We start from the raw sequence: 18119 nt of genomic DNA on the forward strand, positions 1-18119 counted from the left end.
CATGGACCTCTATTTCGACGACGACGCCGAGGAGTTCCGCACCGAGGTGCGGTCATGGCTGACCGAACATGTTCCGGCCGAGCCACTCCCGTCCATGGACACCGCCGAGGGTTTCGAGGCGCACCGGGAGTGGGAGCGGACGATGGCCGCCGACCGGATGTCGGTGGTGAGCTGGCCGGAGGAATTCGGCGGCCGCGATGTGCCGCTTCTGCACTGGGTGATCTTCGAGGAGGAGTACTACCGCTCCGGAGCTCCCGGGCGGGTCAGCCAGAACGGCATCTTCCTGCTGGCACCGACCTTGTTCGAGCACGCCAACCCCGATCAGCTCGCCCGCATCCTGCCCCGCATGGCGTGCGCCGACGACATCTGGGGTCAGGCGTGGAGTGAGCCGGAGGCCGGCAGCGACCTCGCCTCGCTGCGGTCGACGGCCACCCGCACCGACGGCGGGTGGCTGCTCAACGGGCAGAAGACCTGGAGCTCGCGGTCGAGCTTCGCCGATTGGGCATTCGGCCTGTTCCGTACCGACAAAGAAGCCCAGCGGCACAAGGGTTTGACGTACTTCATGTTCGACCTGCGCAGTCCGGGCGTCACGGTACGACCGATCGCGCAGCTCGACGGCGAGCCGGGTTTTGCCGAGCTCTTCCTCTCCGATGTCTTCGTCCCCGACGACCCGGCCCGTCCCGGCGACTCCGGCGTCATCGGTGAGATCGACAACGGATGGCGGGTCGCCATGAGCACCGCGGCCAACGAACGCGGGCTCTCCCTGCGTTCTCCCGGGCGTTTCCTGGCGGCCACCGATCGGCTCGTCGAACTGTGGAAGCGCAACCGTGACTCGGTGCCGTCGACGGCGAATGTCGATGCCCGCGTGGCCGATGCGTGGATAGGCGCCCGCGCCTACGAACTCTCGACGTACCAGACGGTCAGCCGCCTCGCGGCGGGTGGACAGCTCGGCATGGAATCGTCGATCAACAAGGTGTTCTGGTCGCAGTGGGACATCGCCACACACGAGACCGCCCTGGACCTCCAGGGCCCCGACGCGGAGCTCGACGACGCCTGGATGGACGGCTACCTCTTCTCGCTGTCCGGGCCGATCTACGCCGGTACCAACGAGATTCAGCGCAACGTCATCGCGGAACGCCTGCTCGGCCTTCCGCGTGGGGACAGGTGAGACCATGGAATTCCTCCTCTCCGATGTGCACGACGACCTGGGTTCCACGGTCGACGCCCTGCTCACGAAGGCCGACGTGGCGTCGCGGGCGCGGGCCTGGGCCGATGGCAACCGGCAACCGGCGACCGAGGTGTTCGCCACGTTGGCCGAGACCGGGATCAGCGGCCTGCTGATCGACGAGTCGTCGGGAGGTTCCTCGGCCGGGGCCATCGAGATGGCCGTCGCCATGGAACAGATCGGGCGTCACGCCCTGCCGGGGCCGGTCATCGAGACCATCGCGGTGCTGCCGGTGTTGTTCCACACCGCGAACATCACCGGAGAGCGCCTGAGCGCCTTGGCCGAAGGCACGATCGCCACCTGCGCCATCCCACCGGTTGCGCCGCTCGCGCCGGTGGCCGACGTCGCATATCTGGTGCGCGACGGCGTCCTCAGTACCGCCACCGTCGGCGAGCCGGTCGCAACAGTCGATCCCACGCGGATGGTCGCCGAGCTGACTCCGGGCGAGGTACTCGCCGAGGGGGTCTCGGTCGACGACGCAATCGACATCGGCACCCTCGCCGCTGCCGCGCAGCTGCTCGGCATGGCCGATGCGATGCTCAGGCTCGCCGCCGACTATGCGCAGGCGCGCAAGCAGTTCGGGCGTCCGATCGGCTCTTTCCAGGCGGTCAAGCACCACCTCGCCGACGTCGCGATCGCCGTCGAGATGGCGCGGCCGCTGGTTCACGCCGCAGCCCTCGGGATCGACGGACTGGCACCCGAGGACACCGACATCCGCCGGGACGTGGCCGCCGCCAAGGTCGCGGCCGGAGATGCCGCCCACCTCGCCTCTCGTCGGGCGTTGCAGGTGTTGGGGGCGATCGGTTACACCACCGAGCACGACCTGTCCCTCTACTTGACCAAGACGCGTGCGCTGTTGACCGCGTGGGGGACACCCGCGGCGCTCCGGCAGCGAGTACTGGAGTCGTTGTGACCACTGATGTGATGACCCCGGCGCCGGTATCGGCGCAAGAGCGGGAAGCGCTGGCCGAGGCCATCCGGGATCTGGTGAGCCGCAGAGCCGACTCCGCTGCCGCCCGGGCCGCGATGCGCGCGACCCCTCGAATCGACCGCGGGCTCTGGCAGACGTTGTGCACCGAGATCGGCGTGGCGGCCCTGCCCATTCCGGAAGCGGCGGGCGGCGCCGGCGCCTCCTTCGCCGAGACGGCGGCCGTTCTCGAGGAACTCGGCAGATCGCTGAGCCCGGTACCGGTCTACGCGACGGCACTGGCCACCGCGGCGGTCCTCATCGCCGGTGACGACGAGACGATCCGGACCATGCTCCCGGCCATCGCGTCCGGGGAGCGCATCGCGACGGTCTGTTGGGCGGGCCGTGACGGTTGGGACGGCTCCGGGGTCCGGGCCGACGGCGGACTGCTTTCCGGTACCTCCGACTACGTGATCGACGGCGAATCGGCAGATGTCCTGCTGGTCCTCGCCGGAGGTGGTGAGGGCACCACTCTGCACGCGGTGGACACCGACGCCGACGGCGTGACCGTCACTCCCCTGCCCGTGATGGATCCGAGTCGTCCACTCGCGCGGATCGATTTCGACGAGGCACCGGCGGTCACCATCCCGTCTGGCCCCGGCCTGCCCGAGCGACTGCGCACGCACGCATGGGCGCTGCTGGCCGCCGAACAGGTGGGCGGCGCCGCGGCGGCACTCGATCTGACCGTCGACTACACGAAATCGCGCAAACAGTTCGGTCGGATCATCGGATCGTTCCAGGCACTCAAGCACCGGATGGCCGACATGTACGCGTCGGTCGAGACCGCCCGTTCCATCGCCCGCGCGGCCGTGTCGGCCATCGTCACCGACGACCCGGCGGCCGACGACCTGGCGGCCGCCGCGCATGTGTACTGCTCTGAGGCGTTTGCGCGCGTGACCGGCGAGGGTATCCAGCTCCACGGCGGAATCGGGATCACCGCCGAGCACGACATCCAGCTGTTCTTCAAGCGCGCCCACGGCAGCGCCCAACTGTTCGGCCAACCACACGAGGTGGTCGCCGAACTGAGCGGTCGTCTGCTCGGCTGAGACAGGCTGCCGCATTGCGCAGCCGGTTTGCGACGCGCGCGGGTCCACTCGGTTCACGCGGGTGGTCGACGACCCGCGTGTCCCGAGTGCGCCCGCGCCCTCTTGCCCTTGACTCGCTCACACACTCCGTCTAATGTTGCCGCCATCACAAATTGAAACGTTTCAACACCCCCTGAGACGTTCGCCCCACTGCAACAACCCGGGTACGACGAACGACACCCGGAGACGGAGGAGATGTCATGAACGACCGCGAGCGCGTCTGTTTCCTCCTGCACCTGCGTCCGGAGCGGGTCGACGACTACCTCGAGGCCCACACCACCGTCTGGCCCGAGATGCTCGACGCCCTGCGCACGAGCGGTTGGCACAACTACTCGCTGTTCCTGCGTCCGGAGGACGGCCTGGTCGTCGGCTACCTCGAGACCGACGATTTCGCGGCGGCGACGGCCGCGATGGAAGCCACCGAGATCAACACCCGTTGGCAGGCCCACATGTCGGAGTTCTTCCTTCCGCCGAGCGGTGACACGGTCGCCGCGGGGGCCGATCCCGACACCGTCCGCACCCAGCTCGTCGAGTACTTCCACCTGGCCTGACGCAACCAGCGACAGCCAACCCGCCGCACCCGTCTTGACCTCATAGCTACCCGCCCTCTGTACTGAGACCCGACGCAAGGAAGCACCATGAAAGTAGGAGCACGCTCCACCACCGGCTGGCGGGCGACCATCTCGGTCGCCATGTCGAACTACATCGAGGCCGGCTCCATCATCGCCATCGCCACGAGCCTCACGTTCTGGCAGGACGAGTTCGGCATCAGCAACTTCGCCGTTGGCCTGCTGGCGGCGCTGAGCGCAAACGCGTTCGGCGCGGCAGTCGGTGCCGCAGTCGGCGGTCCGCTCTGCGATCGCTTCGGACGTAAGGCGATCTACACCTACGATCTACTCGTCTACATGGCGGGCGTGCTGCTCGCCGCGTTCGCACTGAACTTCGGCATGCTCCTGGTCGGATTCGTCATCACCGGACTCGCGGTCGGCGCGGGAGTCCCGGCATCGTGGACCTATATCGCCGAGCAGGCGCCATCCGTCGAACGGGCAAAGCATGTCGGTACGGCCCAGTTGGCCTGGTCGGTGGGGCCGCTGATCGGATTCGCGCTGGCGGCGGCGCTCGCACCGCTCGGATTGCTGGGTTCGCGGCTCATCTTCTTGCACCTGTTCGTGGTCGCCGCGGTGGTCTGGTGGATTCGACAGGGACTGCACGAGTCAAAGATCTGGCAGGACGAGGCGGTCAACGAGTCGCGGCAGCTCACGTCATCGGTCGGCGCACGCGGCGTGAAGGGCCTCTTCTCCAAGAAGGTCAACATCATGGCGCTGCTGTTCCTCGGCGGGATCTATCTGTTCTGGAACACGGTTGCCGGCCAGGCCGGCATCTTCATGCCGCGGGTCTATGAGACCGCGGGCGTCGAGAGCGCCGTTCAGCAGAACCTCCTGCAGGTGCTCGTCTGGGGCTGCACCGTCCTCGCGACCTACTTCGGCTTCATGCGCTACGCCGATCGAGTGTCCCAGCGCGGGCTCTACATCTTCGGTGCGGTGCTCGGCATCGTCGCCTGGATCGTCCTGGTCGCGTTCACCGACAGCGGTGTCGCCACGATGCTCATCTTCGCCGTCTTGTGGGGTATCTCGTCGGGTATCGGCGCCCAGGCGTTCTACAGCCTCTGGGCCAGTGAGATGTTCGCGACGCCGTACCGCGCCAGCGCGCAAGGCGTGATGTTCTTCGTCTGCCGCACCGCCACCGGACTGCTGAGCTACTTCTTCCCGACGATGCTGGCCGCGACCGGGCTCGCCACAGTCGGCATCCTGCTCGTCGCATTGCTGACCATCGCGTTGATCATCGGCGCCATCTGGGCCCCGAAGACGCAGGGCAAGACTCTTCAGGAGATCGAGGCCGAGCGTTACGGCGCACCGGTGTCGCCCGAACTCCTCGAGGATGTTTCCGCCGCGCCGTTGGTGGCGCCGGCAATCGCCGACATCTCGGCGGCAGAACCCAGCCGTACCTCTGCCTGACAGACCCATCGATTGAAACGATTCACAAGCCTCCCCGCCGCCGGTGCATCCTCCCCCGACGCCGGCGGCGGGGAATCCCAACCGAAAGAAATTCTCATGACCACCTTTGACGAGACGATCCTCGACAACCTCGAGATCGAGCTCCCCTCCTGGGCATTCGGCAACTCCGGCACCCGGTTCAAGGTGTTCGGCACCCCGGGCACCCCGCGCACCGTCCACGAGAAGATCGCGGACGCCGCCAAGGTCAACGAACTCACCGGGCTCGCCCCGACCGTCGCGCTGCACATCCCGTGGGACACCGTCGACGACTACCGGGCGCTCGGTACCTACGCACAGGATCTCGGTGTGCGGCTCGGCACGATCAACTCGAACACCTTCCAGGACGACGACTACAAGTTCGGCAGCCTCACCCACACCGACAAGACGGTGCGGCAGAAGGCCATCGATCATCACCTCGCCTGCATCGACGTGATGGGCCAGACCGGCTCACGCGACCTCAAGATCTGGCTCGCCGACGGCACCAACTATCCGGGCCAGGGCGACATCCGCGGCCGGCAGGACCGTCTCGCCGAATCGCTCGCGACCATCTACCAGCACATCGGTGACGACCAGCGACTCGTGTTGGAGTACAAGTTCTTCGAACCCGCGATGTATGTCACCGACGTGCCCGACTGGGGGACCTCCTACGCACATGTGACCGCACTCGGTGAACGCGCGATGGTCTGCCTGGACACCGGACACCACGCGCCGGGTACCAACATCGAGTTCATCGTCGCGCAGCTGCTGCGACTGCAGAAGCTCGGTTCGTTCGACTTCAACTCGCGCTTCTACGCCGACGACGACCTCATCGTCGGTGCCGCGGACCCGTTCCAGCTGTTCCGGATCCTCTTCGAGGTCATCCGGGGCGGCGGTCTCGACGAGGGCTCTCCGGTCGCCCTCATGCTCGACCAGTGCCACAACGTCGAGGAGAAGATCCCCGGCCAGATCCGTTCGGTGCTCAACGTCCAGGAGATGGCCGCACGCGCCCTCCTCGTCGACACCGACGCGCTGACCGCGGCCCAGGAGAACGGAGACGTGCTGGGCGCCAACGCCATCATGATGGACGCGTTCTACACCGACGTCCGCCCGATGCTGGCCCAGCGCCGCGAGGCCCGCGGCCTGCCCGCCGATCCGATGGCCGCCTACGCCGAGTCCGGATATGCCGAGCGCATCGCCGCGGAGCGCGTCGGCGGTACCCAATCCTCCTGGGGCGCCTGACCTCCCGACCGACCCCGACCGTCTCGAATCACGAGGAGAACCCTCTCATGACCAACCCGACCGTTGCCGCGCTGATCGCGCGCTCCAACCGCCTGGGCTCCGACCCGAAGAACACCAACTACGCCGGCGGCAACACCTCCGCCAAGGGCACCGACACCGATCCCGTCACCGGCGAGGACGTCGAACTGCTCTGGGTCAAGGGTTCCGGCGGAGACCTCGGCACCCTCGCCGAGAAGGGCCTCGCGGTGTTGCGCCTCGACCGCATGCGCGCACTCGTGGACGTCTACCCCGGCCTCGACCGCGAGGACGAGATGGTCGCCGCCTTCGACTACTGCCTGCACGGCAAGGGCGGTGCGGCCCCGTCGATCGACACCGCCATGCACGGTCTCGTCGACGCCGCACACGTCGACCACCTGCACCCCGACTCCGGTATCGCCATCGCGACGTCGGCCGACGGTGAGACGCTGACGCAGAAGATATTCGGCGACCGCGTGGTCTGGGTGCCGTGGCGCCGTCCCGGCTTCCAGCTGGGTCTGGACATCTCCGCGATCAAGAAGGCCAACCCTCAGGCCATCGGCTGCATCCTCGGCGGCCACGGCATCACCGCCTGGGGCGACACCTCCGAGCAGGCCGAGACCAACTCGCTGGAGATCATCCAGACCGCCGAGCAGTACATCGCCGCCAACGGCCGCTCACAGCCGTTCGGCAAGTCGGTCGACGGGTACGGCGCACTGCCGGCCGACGAGCGTCGCGCCAAGGCCGCCGCGCTGGCACCGTTCATCCGTGGCCTCGCCTCGATGGACCGTCCGCAGGTCGGCCACTTCACCGACGTCGACCCGGTGCTCGAGTTCCTCGCTTCCGAGGAGCATCCGCGTCTGGCCGAGCTCGGCACGAGCTGCCCGGATCACTTCCTACGCACCAAGGTCAAGCCGCTCGTGCTCGACCTGCCGGCCTCGGCATCGGTCGAGGAGTGCAAGGAACGCCTGGCCGCGCTGCACGAGGCCTACCGCGCGGACTATCGCGCCTACTACGAGCGTCACGCCACCGCCGACAGCCCGGCGATGCGCGGCGCCGACCCGGCCATCGTGCTGGTTCCCGGTGTCGGCATGTTCAGCTTCGGCAAGGACAAGCAGACCGCCCGTGTCGCCGGAGAGTTCTACCTCAACGCCATCAACGTGATGCGCGGAGCCGAGGCGGTCTCCACCTATGCTCCGATCGACGAGTCGGAGAAGTTCCGCATCGAGTACTGGCTGCTCGAGGAGGCCAAGCTCGCACGGATGCCGAAGCCGAAGCCGCTCGCCACCCGCATCGCGCTGGTGACCGGTGCCGCGTCGGGCATCGGCAAGGCCATCGCGCAGCGCCTCGCCGCAGAAGGTGCATGCGTCGTGATCGCCGACCTCGATGCCGAAAAGGCCCGTGCCGCCGCCGAAGGGATCGGCTCCGCCGACGTCGCGATCGGCGTGGCCGCCGACGTCACCGACGAAGCTGCCGTTCAGGCCGCGGTCGACGCCACCGTACTCGCATTCGGCGGCATCGACCTCGTGGTCAACAACGCCGGCCTCTCACTGTCGAAGTCGTTGCTGGACACCACCGCCGCGGACTGGGACCTGCAGCACAACGTGATGGCCCGCGGCTCCTTCCTGGTCAGCAAGGCCGCCGCACGGGCCCTGATCGACCAGAAGCTGGGTGGCGACATCCTGTACATCTCGTCGAAGAACTCGGTGTTCGCCGGGCCCAACAACATCGCCTACTCGGCCACCAAGGCCGACCAGGCACATCAGGTCAGGCTGCTGGCCGCCGAGCTCGGTGAGCACGGCGTCAAGGTCAACGGCATCAATCCCGATGGCGTGGTGCGTGGTTCGGGCATCTTCGCCGGCGGCTGGGGCGCCAAGCGCGCCGCGGTCTACGGTGTCGAAGAGAAGGACCTCGGCAAGTTCTACGCGCAGCGCACCCTGCTGAAGCGAGAGGTGTTGCCGGAGAACATCGCCAATGCCGCGTTCGCCCTCTGCACCTCCGACTTCTCGCACACCACGGGCCTGCACGTGCCGGTGGACGCGGGGGTCGCCGCCGCGTTCCTCCGATGAGCCGCTCATCACGGTCCGCCCAGGTCGCCGCAATCGACCTGGGCGCGACCAGCGGACGCGTGATGCTCGCCGACATCTCGAAAGGCCGGCTCGAACTCGAACAGGTCGCGAGGTTCACCAACGATCCGGTCCATCTCTGGAACGGGGAACGTACTGCGCTGCACTGGGATCTGCCCGGACTGTTCCGCGACGCCTGCGCGGGACTCGCCGAGGCGGGACGCCAGTCCGACAACCTGGTCGGTGTCGGCGTCGACTCGTGGGCCGTCGACTACGCGCTCCTGCGCGACGGCCGGATGCTGGGTCTCCCGCATCACTACCGCGATGCCCGGACCGCCGAAGGTGTCGATGCGGTACACGCCGAGCTCGGGCCGGTCGACCTCTACCTGCGCAACGGCCTGCAGTTCCTGCCCTTCACAACCGTGTATCAACTGGCGGCAGAGAAGCGGGACGGTCTTCTCGACCAGGCCGACAGCGCACTGCTGATCCCGGATCTCATCACGTACTGGCTCACCGGCCGTCGCGGCACCGAACGCACCAATGCGTCGACCACCGGGTTGCTCGGCATCAACGGCCAGTGGGATGACTCGATGCTCGAACGCCTCGGTCTGCCCGACGGATTGTTCCCCGACATCGTCGAGACCGGGACCGATCAGGGACCGCTGCTCTCCGACGTCGCCGACCGTCTCGGTCTGGTGGGTCGGCCGCACGTCACCGCGGTCGCATCGCACGACACGGCTTCGGCGGTCGCCGCGATCCCGATGGATCCGTCATCGGCGGCCTATATCTCATGCGGCACCTGGGGACTCGTGGGTGTCGAACTCGAGGAGCCGGTGGTGTCCCGCGCCGGATGGAAGGCCAACTTCACCAACGAGGTCGGTGCCGACGGGCGAATCCGCTACCTGCACAACGTGATGGGATTGTGGCTGCTCAGCGAGACGGTTCGGCAGTATCAGCGCGACGGTTACCGTGCCGATCTCGCGGAACTGCTCGCCCAGGCCGCCGAGGTCAGCCCGGTCTTCGATGTCTTCGACACCGATGACGCGCGATTCCTCCCTCCCGGCAACATGCCCGCTCGGATCCGCGACTGGTACACCGAACGCGGCATGCAGCCGCCGATGACCCGTCCGGAGATGGTGCGCGCCATCGTCGAGAGCCTGGCCGCCGCATTCGCCGGCACCGTTCGGCAGGCCGCCGAACTGTCCGGCAAGAACGTGGAATCGGTACATCTGGTCGGTGGCGGTTCACAGAACAGGCTGCTGTGCCAGCTCACCGCCGACCGACTCGGACTACCGGTGCTCGCCGGACCGGTGGAAGCGACCGCATTGGGCAATGTGCTCATCACCGCACGCGCACACGATCTGATCAGCGGCGATCTGGAGGCGATGCGGGCCATCGTCGCCGACCGGTTCCCGCCGCAACACTACGCACCCCGACGATCCCGTGGTACGCGTCACCACGCTGCGGTCGGAGCAGGAAAGGCATGACCATGCAACGCAGTTCTCACACGCAGCGCCGAGTTCCCAAGCCACGCGACCTCGCGCCGCTGATGCAGTTCAAGAAGCCGCAGTTCGATGCGAAGAAGCGTCGCCTCGACGCCGCGCTCACCATCGAGGACCTACGGAAGATCGCCAAGCGGCGCACCCCGAAGGCGGCGTTCGACTACACCGACGGGTCCGCCGAAGCGGAGCTGTCGATCGCTCGGGCGCGACAGGCGTTCTCCGACATCGAGTTCCATCCGGCGATCCTGCGTGACGTCTCCAAGGTCGACACCTCGTGCACCATCCTCGGCGACCGGTCCGAACTGCCTTTCGGCATCGCACCCACCGGATTCACGCGGATGATGCAGACCGAGGGCGAGTACGCCGGCGCCCGTGCCGCCGCCCGTGCCGGCATCCCGTTCTCGTTGTCCACCATGGGCACGGCTTCCATCGAGGATGTCAGGGCCGCCAATCCGCATGGCCGCAACTGGTTTCAGCTCTACATGTGGAAGGATCGCGAGCGGTCGATGGCGCTGGTCGACCGCGCCGCCAAGGCGGGTTACGACACGCTGCTGGTGACCGTCGACGTCCCGGTCGCCGGAGCGCGGCTGCGCGACAAGCGCAACGGCATGTCGATCCCGCCGGCGCTGACCGCCAAGACCGTGGTCAACGCCTTGCCACGGCCACAGTGGTGGATCGACTTTCTCACCACCGAACCGTTGGCGTTCGCGTCGCTGGACCGATGGTCGGGTACCGTCGCCGAGCTGCTGGACACCATGTTCGACCCGACGGTCACCTTCGACGATCTGGCCTGGATCAAGTCACAGTGGCCGGGCAAGCTGGTGGTCAAGGGCATCCAGACCGTCGAGGATGCCAAGGCCGTCACCGATCTGGGTGCCGACGGCATCGTCTTGTCGAATCACGGTGGGCGCCAGCTCGACCGGGCGCCGATACCGTTTCACCTGCTGCCGGACGTCGCACGCGAGGTCGGCGACCGGACCGAGATCATCCTCGACACCGGCATCTCCTCCGGCGCCGACATCGTCGCCTCCATCGCGCTCGGTGCACGTTTCACTCTGGTCGGGAGGGCCTACCTGTACGGCCTGATGGCCGGCGGCGAGGCAGGCGTCGACCGGATGATCGAGATCCTCTCCGAACAGATCGCCCGCACCATGCGCCTGCTCGGGGTCGCCTCTCTCGACGAACTGACACCCGCCCATGTCACCCAGCTCGAACGGCTCGCGCCCCGGCAGCGCTGAGTGGTGCTCGCGTGCCTCGGCCTGCTCAGTAGTCGAACGAGCTGTCGGTCCCCGTCGCCCCCGGTCTGATCCGGCGGATGTGAACACGACGGGCCAACCGGATCGCGGGCCGGACGAGGAACTCGATGCTGCCCAGCAGAAAGCACCAGGTTGCGGCGAGGGTCGTGCTCTCCCAGAAGAACAGGATGCTGCCGGCCACGAACCACATCGCGATCAACACGTCGTTGGCGATGCTGATCGTCTCCCAGCGCTGCCGGACCACCAGCTCCTCGCGCCCGATCGTGAAGGTCACCTCGTCATCACTCATCCCGTCGGTCCTCTCCGATCAGCTCGCTCCATCCGTGTTGCCGCTGGCGATTCTGCACGACATCGACCTGCGGCGTCATCTCGCCGACGTCGTCACCTTCCGTCGTTCGGCGAATTGATCTGCCAACCCGACGGCAAGGGCGATGAGTACCAGCAGCGCAGCCGTCCCGAGTCCCACCTGGAAGGCCCGGGCCCAGTCGCCATGGGTGTCGGCCACCTGCGCGAAGAACACGGCTCCCACCATCGCGATACCCGCGGCGGAACCGATGCGCTGGCCGGTCTGCAGTACACCTCCGGCGATGCCGGCCTTGGACACCGGCACCTCGTCGAGACTCAGCGTGAGGTTCGGCGAGATCACCAATCCGGAGCCGATCCCGGTCACCAGCAACGGGATTGCGGCGGCGTACCCGACATTGTGGCCGGGTACGAGGTGGACCGCCACCACCGTCGCCACCATGCCGGCGACGACGAGCAGGAGCCCGAAGACCACCAGCTTGCGGCCGAACCTACCGACGATGTTGCCGCCGATACCCGCCGAGACCGCGGAGCCGAGCGCGAACGGGGTCACGGCGAGACCTGCCATCAGGGCCGAATATCCCAGTCCCTGCTGCACATAGAGCGTGTAGATGAAGAAGACGGTGGTGAAGCCGGCGAAGTACACGAGCGCGATCACGCAACCGAGCGAATACGACCGCACGGTGAACAACGAGAGATCGACGAGTTGCTGACGGCCACGGCCGGTCTGGTACCGCTCCCACCACACAAAGGCCAGCAGAAGCAGTCCGGCCACGACCAGCAGAAGCCATTTGCCGTTGCCTTTCCACTGCTGTTGCTGGACCAGCGGCAACATCAGCGCCACGACGCCTGCGCCGAGCAACACCACCCCGACCGGATCGAACGACGATGCACGCAGAGGCTGCTTCGTTTCTGCGGGGCGGGTGGGAATCAGCCGGATCGCCGCCACGAACGCGAGGATACCGATCGGCACGTTCACGAAGAAGACCCATCGCCAGCCGTGCTCTTCCCCACCGATCTGGATGAGGATGCCGCCGAGCAACGGCCCGACCGCCGTCGAGATGCCGATGGTGGCCGCGAACATCCCGAACGCCTTGCCGCGTTCGGCGCCCCGGAACAGGAGCTGGATGAGTCCCGACACCTGCGGGCTGAGTATGCCGCCCGCGACACCCTGGATGAGCCGCGAGACGACGAGTGTGCCCGGCCCCGGCGCGAGACCGCACGCCGCGGACGCGGCGACGAAGAGCGTCAACCCCACGAGGAATGTGGTCTTCCGTCCCCTGGCGTCCCCGACTCGGCCGGCGGGCACCAGCACGAGGCCGAAGGTCAGCGCATACCCGGATACCACCCACGACAGATCGGCCGATGTCGCGCCGAGCCCCTCCTCGATCGACGGCAACGCCACGTTGACGATCGAGACGTCGAGCAGGGTCATGAAACCGACCACCAGGCATACTGCCAACGCCTTCCAGCGCCGCGGATCGGGCTGGTACTGATCGGAGAAAGGGTCGGGCGGTGTCGACATGTCTGTAGTGAACCACCTCGTATCGTGTCGGGCGCGCCACTCCGGCCGCCCCGATCTGGTGAGATGAACGCATGGGAGTGAGCGTGCGTGACGTCGCGGCGGCGGCGTCTGTATCCATCGGCACGGTTTCCAATGTGCTCAACGCCCCCGACAAGGTCGCGCCGGCCACGGTCGTCCGGGTCCAGGCCGCCATCGAAGAGCTCGGGTTCGTCCGCAACGATGCCGCCCGTCAGCTGCGCGCGGGCAGATCCCGGTGCGTCGGCCTCGTCGTCCTCGACGTCGGCAACCCCTTCTTCACCGATATCGCCAGGGCCGCCGAACGCCGTGCAGGCGAACACGACCTGACCGTGCTGCTCGGCACCTCCGACGACGACGAACGACGCGAACACGCGTACATCGACGCCTTCGACGAGCAACGCGTCTACGGACTCCTGGTGTCCCCCATCGGCGACGACCTCGAGCGCCTCGACCTGCTCCGGCGGCGCGGCACGCCGGTGATCCTGGTCGACCGGGACGCGGGCGGCTCGCCGTTCGACTCCGTGGCGGTCGACGACATCGCCGGGGGCCGACTCGCCGTGTCCCATCTCTGCTCGATCGGACGTCGCCGCATCGCGTATGTCGGTGGGCCGACGGGACTTCGCCAGGTGGCCGACCGCTTGCGCGGCGCCGAGTTGGCCGTGGCCGAGGTCGACGGCGCGTCCCTGGAAGTGATGCAGACATCGGCGCTCAGCGTGCTCGCGGGCCGCGAGGTCGGGGAATCGCTGCAGCGCAGGAGTCCGGCGAACCGTCCAGACGCGGTGTTCTGTGCCAACGACCTCGTCGCGATCGGCGTCCTGCAGGCCTTCACGATGCTGGGCGGTGAGGTGCGCGTCCCCGACGACATCGCCCTGATCGGGTACGACGACATCGACTTCGCGCGCTCCGCGGTTGTGCCGCTGTCCTCGGTCCGGCAGCCCACGTCCCTCATCGGCGCGACCGCCGTCGATCTGTTGATCTCTGCGGCCACCGAGTCGCCATCACGACACCGACCGTCGAATCCGGTCTTCCAGCCGGAACTGGTGGCGCGCGCGTCGACACTCGGTTGAGACCACCACCTCAGCTGCGTGGCATGCGTGAGATCAGCGCTCGAATGCCTCCGCCACCGCTGCCTCGCTCAGCCCGTAGTCGGCAAGACTGTATTGATGCTGGGGCTTCCGTGCACCCGACTGACTCTCCGCGTCGAGGGCAACCATCGCGGCTCGCGCCTCGTCGGTGAACTCCGCACCCAACGCGGTGTACACCCGCTCGACGGTGCCGAACGGATCGTTGCGCAGATCGGTGAAGTCGATGTCGAGGAACTGCGACGGGTCGTGGTTGCTGCGAGCCGCCTCGAACTCGCGGAGCCCGCGTGACCAGAGTTCGAGCTGCGCCTCACCGATCTTGTCGCCCACGAAGGTGTTCGACCACCCCGGCGTCGCATGCTCGGCCAGACTGCACATCGACGCGATGATCGTCTCCGGGGGCCGGTGGGTCTGGATCACCAGCGCGTCGGGATAGGCTGCCATCAACGAATCGAGCGCGAACATGTGGCTCGGATTCTTGAGGACCCAGCGCTTCTCCGGGTCGTTGAGTCCGATCATCTGCAGATTACGGCGGTGCCGCCGATAAGTGGGCGTCCAGTCCTGTTGCGCGAGCCACCGCGAGTAGGTGGGCAGATAGGCCAGCGACTCATACGAGATCGACATGACGTTCTGCCGCAACAGTTGCCAGCACTCCTCCACCTCACCCGCGTCGAGGTAGTGCAGCCCCATGAACTCGGGGTTCGCGACATGGTGTTTCTCGAGCCCGGCGTTGATCTGCTGATATACCGGGTTCGACGCCCAGGTCTCCCGCGGAGGACGGGGCTGGGGGAACTCGGCCAGCCACATCTCCAGTCCCTGATGTGCCGGATCCGCGGTGAGAAGACGGTGCAGGGCGGTGGTGCCGGTCCTCGGCAACCCCGTCACGAAGATCGGCCGAGTGATCGGCACGTCGACGTACGACGGATTGTTCTGCCACGACGACTCGGACAGAAGTCGCGCGATCAGCGCGCCCTTGAGGAAGAAGCGGAACATCTTGCTTCCGAGCTCGGTCAGGTCGGCATCGCGCGCATACGACTCGAGCAACACCTCGAGTGCCTCACGGTAGTCGCCCCGGTCACCGAAGTCGTCGAGTCCCGTCGCCCGCATGGCTGATTCGTGGAGATCGGCGAAGGTTCCCACATTGATTCTCGGCCCGCTCGCTGCGCTCCCGGCCCCGGTGATCCGTGGAGTGGCGCTAGTCATGGTATTCCCCGCAGTTCACGTCGAGTGTGTGTCCGGTGATCGCACTCGCCATCGGCGATGCCAGGAACACCACCGCTTCGGCGATCTCGTCTGGCTCGGGCAATCTCTTGAGATCCGACTTGCTCGCGGTCTGTTCGTAGACCTGCTCCTCGGTGATCCCGTACTTCTTCGCGACCTCGCCGAAATACCACTTCAACTGGTCGTCCCAGATGTATCCGGGCGCTACGGTGTTGATCCGGATTCCCTTGTCGCCCAGCTCTGTCGCCAGTGTCTGTGACATGGCAAGCATCGCCGACTTCGCGAGCTTGTAACTCCCGTAGCGAGGCTCGGAGTGCCGGATGACCATCGAATTGATGTTGACGAAGGCGCCGTCGGTCTCGGCGAGGGGATCGGTGAAAGCCTTGATGACGCGCAGTGTCCCCAGCACGGTGAGGTCGAGACTCGCGGTGATGTGGTCGAAGTCGGTGCGCGCCAACGGCTTCATCGACGGCAGGGCAAACGCGTTGTTCACCACCACATCCGCCCGGCCGAACTCTGCGATCGTCGCCGACACCAGTCCGTTCACCGCATCGTCGTCGGTGATGTCGGTCGGCACCACAAACGAGGTGCCGCCTGCCGCGTCGATCTCCGCCGCAACCTCTTTCAACCGCGACTCGGTCCGCGCCGCCAACACGACCTTCGCACCCGCAGCCGCGGCACGCATGCAGATCGATCGGCCGAGACCCGGCCCCACCCCGGACACCACGACCACCTTGTCGGCCAGGAGCCCACGAGAAACCGCTGACGTCATCCCAACATCCTTTCGGCAAAGGCACGCTGCCGCGCCGCGATTCGTTCGGCCCAACCGGCCGCATCGATGACATTGTCCGACCAGTACGGCAGGTGCGCCTCGACATCGTCGATGTCGATCACCTGCGCTGTGGGACCGCCTTCGGCCGGGATCGGGTGCTCGGTGCGCTGCCAGCGGAACTGCATGATGCCGGTGGTGCGGCCGGTGGTCTCGATCCAGTTGGCGATCCCCGGATTACGACGCGACACGATCATTCTGATCATGCCGTCCGGATCGACCTGCGCCTGCGTCGAATTGAGGCTGGTCTGGTGGTTCACATAGTCCAGCGAGATGTACCACATGCTGCCCAACTGGAAGCCCTGGTACGGCGCATCCGATTTCGGCACCGTGATCACCATCGCCTCGTTGTCGGCCAGGCGGAAATGCCCGACCGATGACGACTGCGTCGCCAGGCCACCCGGCGTGAGGCGCGGCGCGGTGAACGTGTTCACCGGCTCGTCCAGATAGAACCACTTCGGAAAGTTGAACCAGGTGTTGATCCGCGAGGTGAGCATTTTGCCTGCGGTGGCGTAACGACGCGTCACACGGGCGAGATCCGGCTCCTCCGGGGCGGTTCCGACGGTGTCGGCCCGCTCGATGGAGATGGAGCCCTTGGTCGCGTTCCAGTCGCTGTAGACCTCGCGCACCGACAGCATCGACGCCCCGTCGGCCAGCACGAAGTAATCGTCGCGGTCCTCGTCGATCGGCGGCCCGAAGGTGATCTCGAAGTTGCCGTCCGCGTCGATGGGGATCCGGCGGTCGTCGAACGCGTCGTCACCGCCGGGGACGTTCGACGCGGTGTACTCGCCTGCGAGCACCTGGAAACTCAGATCGACTGTGCTGCCGCGATGCCCGCGGACCACGTACGTCCCATGCGTCTCCAGATCGGCGTGGTAGTAGAGAGTGTCCGGGTTGTCGAGGCCCATCTTCGTCGTCGGTCCGGTGGACGTGATGAAGTTGGGGTGGCTCTTCTGCCGTGTCCGGACCAGTTGCACGATCGCGGCGATGCTCCCGGCGAGATAGTCGTATCCCTCCGCGAGATCCTGCTCGCTCTCGACGAATTCGGCCGAGGCGATCAACCTCTCCGCCTCCGCGATCGCATCGGTCAGGGGGCGCGTGACATCGACCGGACGCTCGATCACGCCGCGGTCGGTGGTCGTGGTCTCGGCCGTGTCGATTGATTCGCTCGTCGATGAACTCATAGCCAGGTGTCCCCTCCGGTCCAGGTGAGAAAGTTCTCGAGTTCGGCCTGCGCGGGTGTCACACGCGGGTGTTCGGTGGACAGGTAACCGCCGCGATAGAACAGCAACGGCTTGTCCTGCAGCACCTCCCCGAGGGTCTGCGCCCGACCGATCACGATGTGATGGTCTCCGCCGTCGGTCACCCGCTCGACATCGCACTCCACCCAGGTGAGCCCGTGCCGGATCACCGGCAATCCGGCCGGCGACGGATCCCAAGTGATGGTGCGGAACTTGTCGTCACCCGGTGCGCCGAACGCGGCGCTGACGTCCTGCTGCCGGTTGGACAGCACGTTGACGCAGAACTTGCCCGTCTGTTCGATGACCTTCCAACTCCGCGAGGTCTTCATCGGGCAGAAGAGCACGAGCGGTGGGTCAAGCGACAACGCGGCGAAAGACTGGCACGCGAATCCGACGGGCGCCCCGTCCTCTCCGACCGTCGTGATGACGGTGACGCCGGTACAGAATTGGCCCATCGCCGTCCGGAACTGCCGTGTGTCGAAGTCCGCGGATCCGTAAGGGGTGCGCGTCAT

General features: G+C 66.8%; 16 protein-coding genes. 10 read left to right on the forward strand and 6 right to left on the reverse strand.

Translation table 11 applies throughout. From position 1 onward, the window contains the following. The first annotated feature begins 1 nt into the window (after nt 1). The 9 genes from GTV32_RS11140 to GTV32_RS11180 all read left to right on the forward strand — a co-directional run bounded on the left by GTV32_RS11140 (nt 2) and on the right by GTV32_RS11180 (nt 11370). Nucleotides 2-1168, forward strand: coding sequence for an acyl-CoA dehydrogenase family protein (locus GTV32_RS11140; protein WP_161060375.1), 1167 nt, complete (start codon nt 2-4; stop codon nt 1166-1168). 4 nt (nt 1169-1172) lie between these two features. Then, entirely contained in the window at nt 1173-2138 is a 966-nt protein-coding gene (locus GTV32_RS11145) for an acyl-CoA dehydrogenase family protein (RefSeq protein WP_161060376.1), read from the forward strand. Continuing rightward, nucleotides 2135-3238 (forward strand): acyl-CoA dehydrogenase family protein, encoded by a 1104-nt coding sequence (locus GTV32_RS11150; RefSeq protein WP_161060377.1) that lies wholly within the window; start codon nt 2135-2137, stop codon nt 3236-3238. The genes GTV32_RS11145 and GTV32_RS11150 overlap by 4 nt, the downstream gene beginning before the upstream one ends. Nucleotides 3239-3477: 239 nt before the next feature. After that, a complete protein-coding gene (locus tag GTV32_RS11155; protein ID WP_161060378.1) occupies nt 3478-3828 on the forward strand; it encodes an L-rhamnose mutarotase in 351 nt (116 codons plus the stop codon). A gap of 87 nt (nt 3829-3915) precedes the next feature. Then, nucleotides 3916-5292 (forward strand): MFS transporter, encoded by a 1377-nt coding sequence (locus GTV32_RS11160; RefSeq protein ID WP_161060379.1) that lies wholly within the window; start codon nt 3916-3918, stop codon nt 5290-5292. Between the two features lie 96 nt (nt 5293-5388). Continuing rightward, complete coding sequence (rhaI, locus tag GTV32_RS11165; RefSeq protein ID WP_161060380.1) at nt 5389-6549, forward strand: L-rhamnose isomerase; 1161 nt, start codon at nt 5389-5391, stop codon at nt 6547-6549. A 47-nt stretch (nt 6550-6596) separates the two neighbouring features. After that, nucleotides 6597-8633 (forward strand): bifunctional aldolase/short-chain dehydrogenase, encoded by a 2037-nt coding sequence (locus GTV32_RS11170; protein WP_161060381.1) that lies wholly within the window; start codon nt 6597-6599, stop codon nt 8631-8633. Then, nucleotides 8630-10117, forward strand: a complete 1488-nt coding sequence (locus tag GTV32_RS11175; RefSeq protein WP_161060382.1) for a rhamnulokinase family protein — start codon at nt 8630-8632, stop codon at nt 10115-10117. Before GTV32_RS11170 ends, GTV32_RS11175 begins: the two co-directional genes overlap by 4 nt. Continuing rightward, nucleotides 10114-11370, forward strand: coding sequence for an alpha-hydroxy acid oxidase (locus GTV32_RS11180; protein WP_272918234.1), 1257 nt, complete (start codon nt 10114-10116; stop codon nt 11368-11370). The genes GTV32_RS11175 and GTV32_RS11180 overlap by 4 nt, the downstream gene beginning before the upstream one ends. Before the next feature lie 25 nt (nt 11371-11395). Here GTV32_RS11180 and GTV32_RS11185 read toward each other — a convergent pair whose 3' ends face one another. Further along, on the reverse strand, nt 11396-11677 hold the full coding sequence (locus tag GTV32_RS11185; protein WP_161060384.1) for a YrhK family protein: 282 nt from the start codon (nt 11675-11677) through the stop codon (nt 11396-11398). Nucleotides 11678-11752: 75 nt separating this feature from the next. Beyond that, nucleotides 11753-13216 (reverse strand): MFS transporter, encoded by a 1464-nt coding sequence (locus tag GTV32_RS11190; RefSeq protein ID WP_161060385.1) that lies wholly within the window; start codon nt 13214-13216, stop codon nt 11753-11755. Nucleotides 13217-13287: 71 nt separating this feature from the next. On the opposite strand from GTV32_RS11190, the gene GTV32_RS11195 reads away from it, so the two are divergent. Beyond that, a complete protein-coding gene (locus tag GTV32_RS11195) occupies nt 13288-14301 on the forward strand; it encodes a LacI family DNA-binding transcriptional regulator (protein ID WP_161060386.1) in 1014 nt (337 codons plus the stop codon). Between the two features lie 33 nt (nt 14302-14334). Here the strand turns inward: GTV32_RS11195 and GTV32_RS11200 are convergent, their stop codons facing one another. The 4 genes from GTV32_RS11200 to hsaB are packed head-to-tail and all read right to left on the reverse strand — an operon-like array spanning nt 14335 to nt 18119. Next, nucleotides 14335-15519, reverse strand: coding sequence for a sulfotransferase (locus GTV32_RS11200; protein ID WP_161060387.1), 1185 nt, complete (start codon nt 15517-15519; stop codon nt 14335-14337). After that, entirely contained in the window at nt 15512-16309 is a 798-nt protein-coding gene (locus GTV32_RS11205; protein WP_161060388.1) for an SDR family oxidoreductase, read from the reverse strand. The genes GTV32_RS11200 and GTV32_RS11205 overlap by 8 nt, the downstream gene beginning before the upstream one ends. Then, nucleotides 16306-17550: a hypothetical protein gene (locus tag GTV32_RS11210; RefSeq protein ID WP_237421519.1), complete on the reverse strand. Its 1245-nt coding sequence runs from the start codon at nt 17548-17550 to the stop codon at nt 16306-16308. Before GTV32_RS11210 ends, GTV32_RS11205 begins: the two co-directional genes overlap by 4 nt. Beyond that, the gene (gene hsaB / locus GTV32_RS11215) at nt 17547-18119 is read right to left on the reverse strand and encodes a 3-hydroxy-9,10-secoandrosta-1,3,5(10)-triene-9,17-dione monooxygenase reductase subunit (protein ID WP_161060389.1); all 573 of its coding nucleotides are present in this window, start codon (nt 18117-18119) and stop codon (nt 17547-17549) included. The genes GTV32_RS11210 and hsaB overlap by 4 nt, the downstream gene beginning before the upstream one ends.

The sequence above is a fragment of the Gordonia sp. SID5947 genome (genome assembly GCF_009862785.1).
Taxonomy (GTDB): domain Bacteria; phylum Actinomycetota; class Actinomycetes; order Mycobacteriales; family Mycobacteriaceae; genus Gordonia.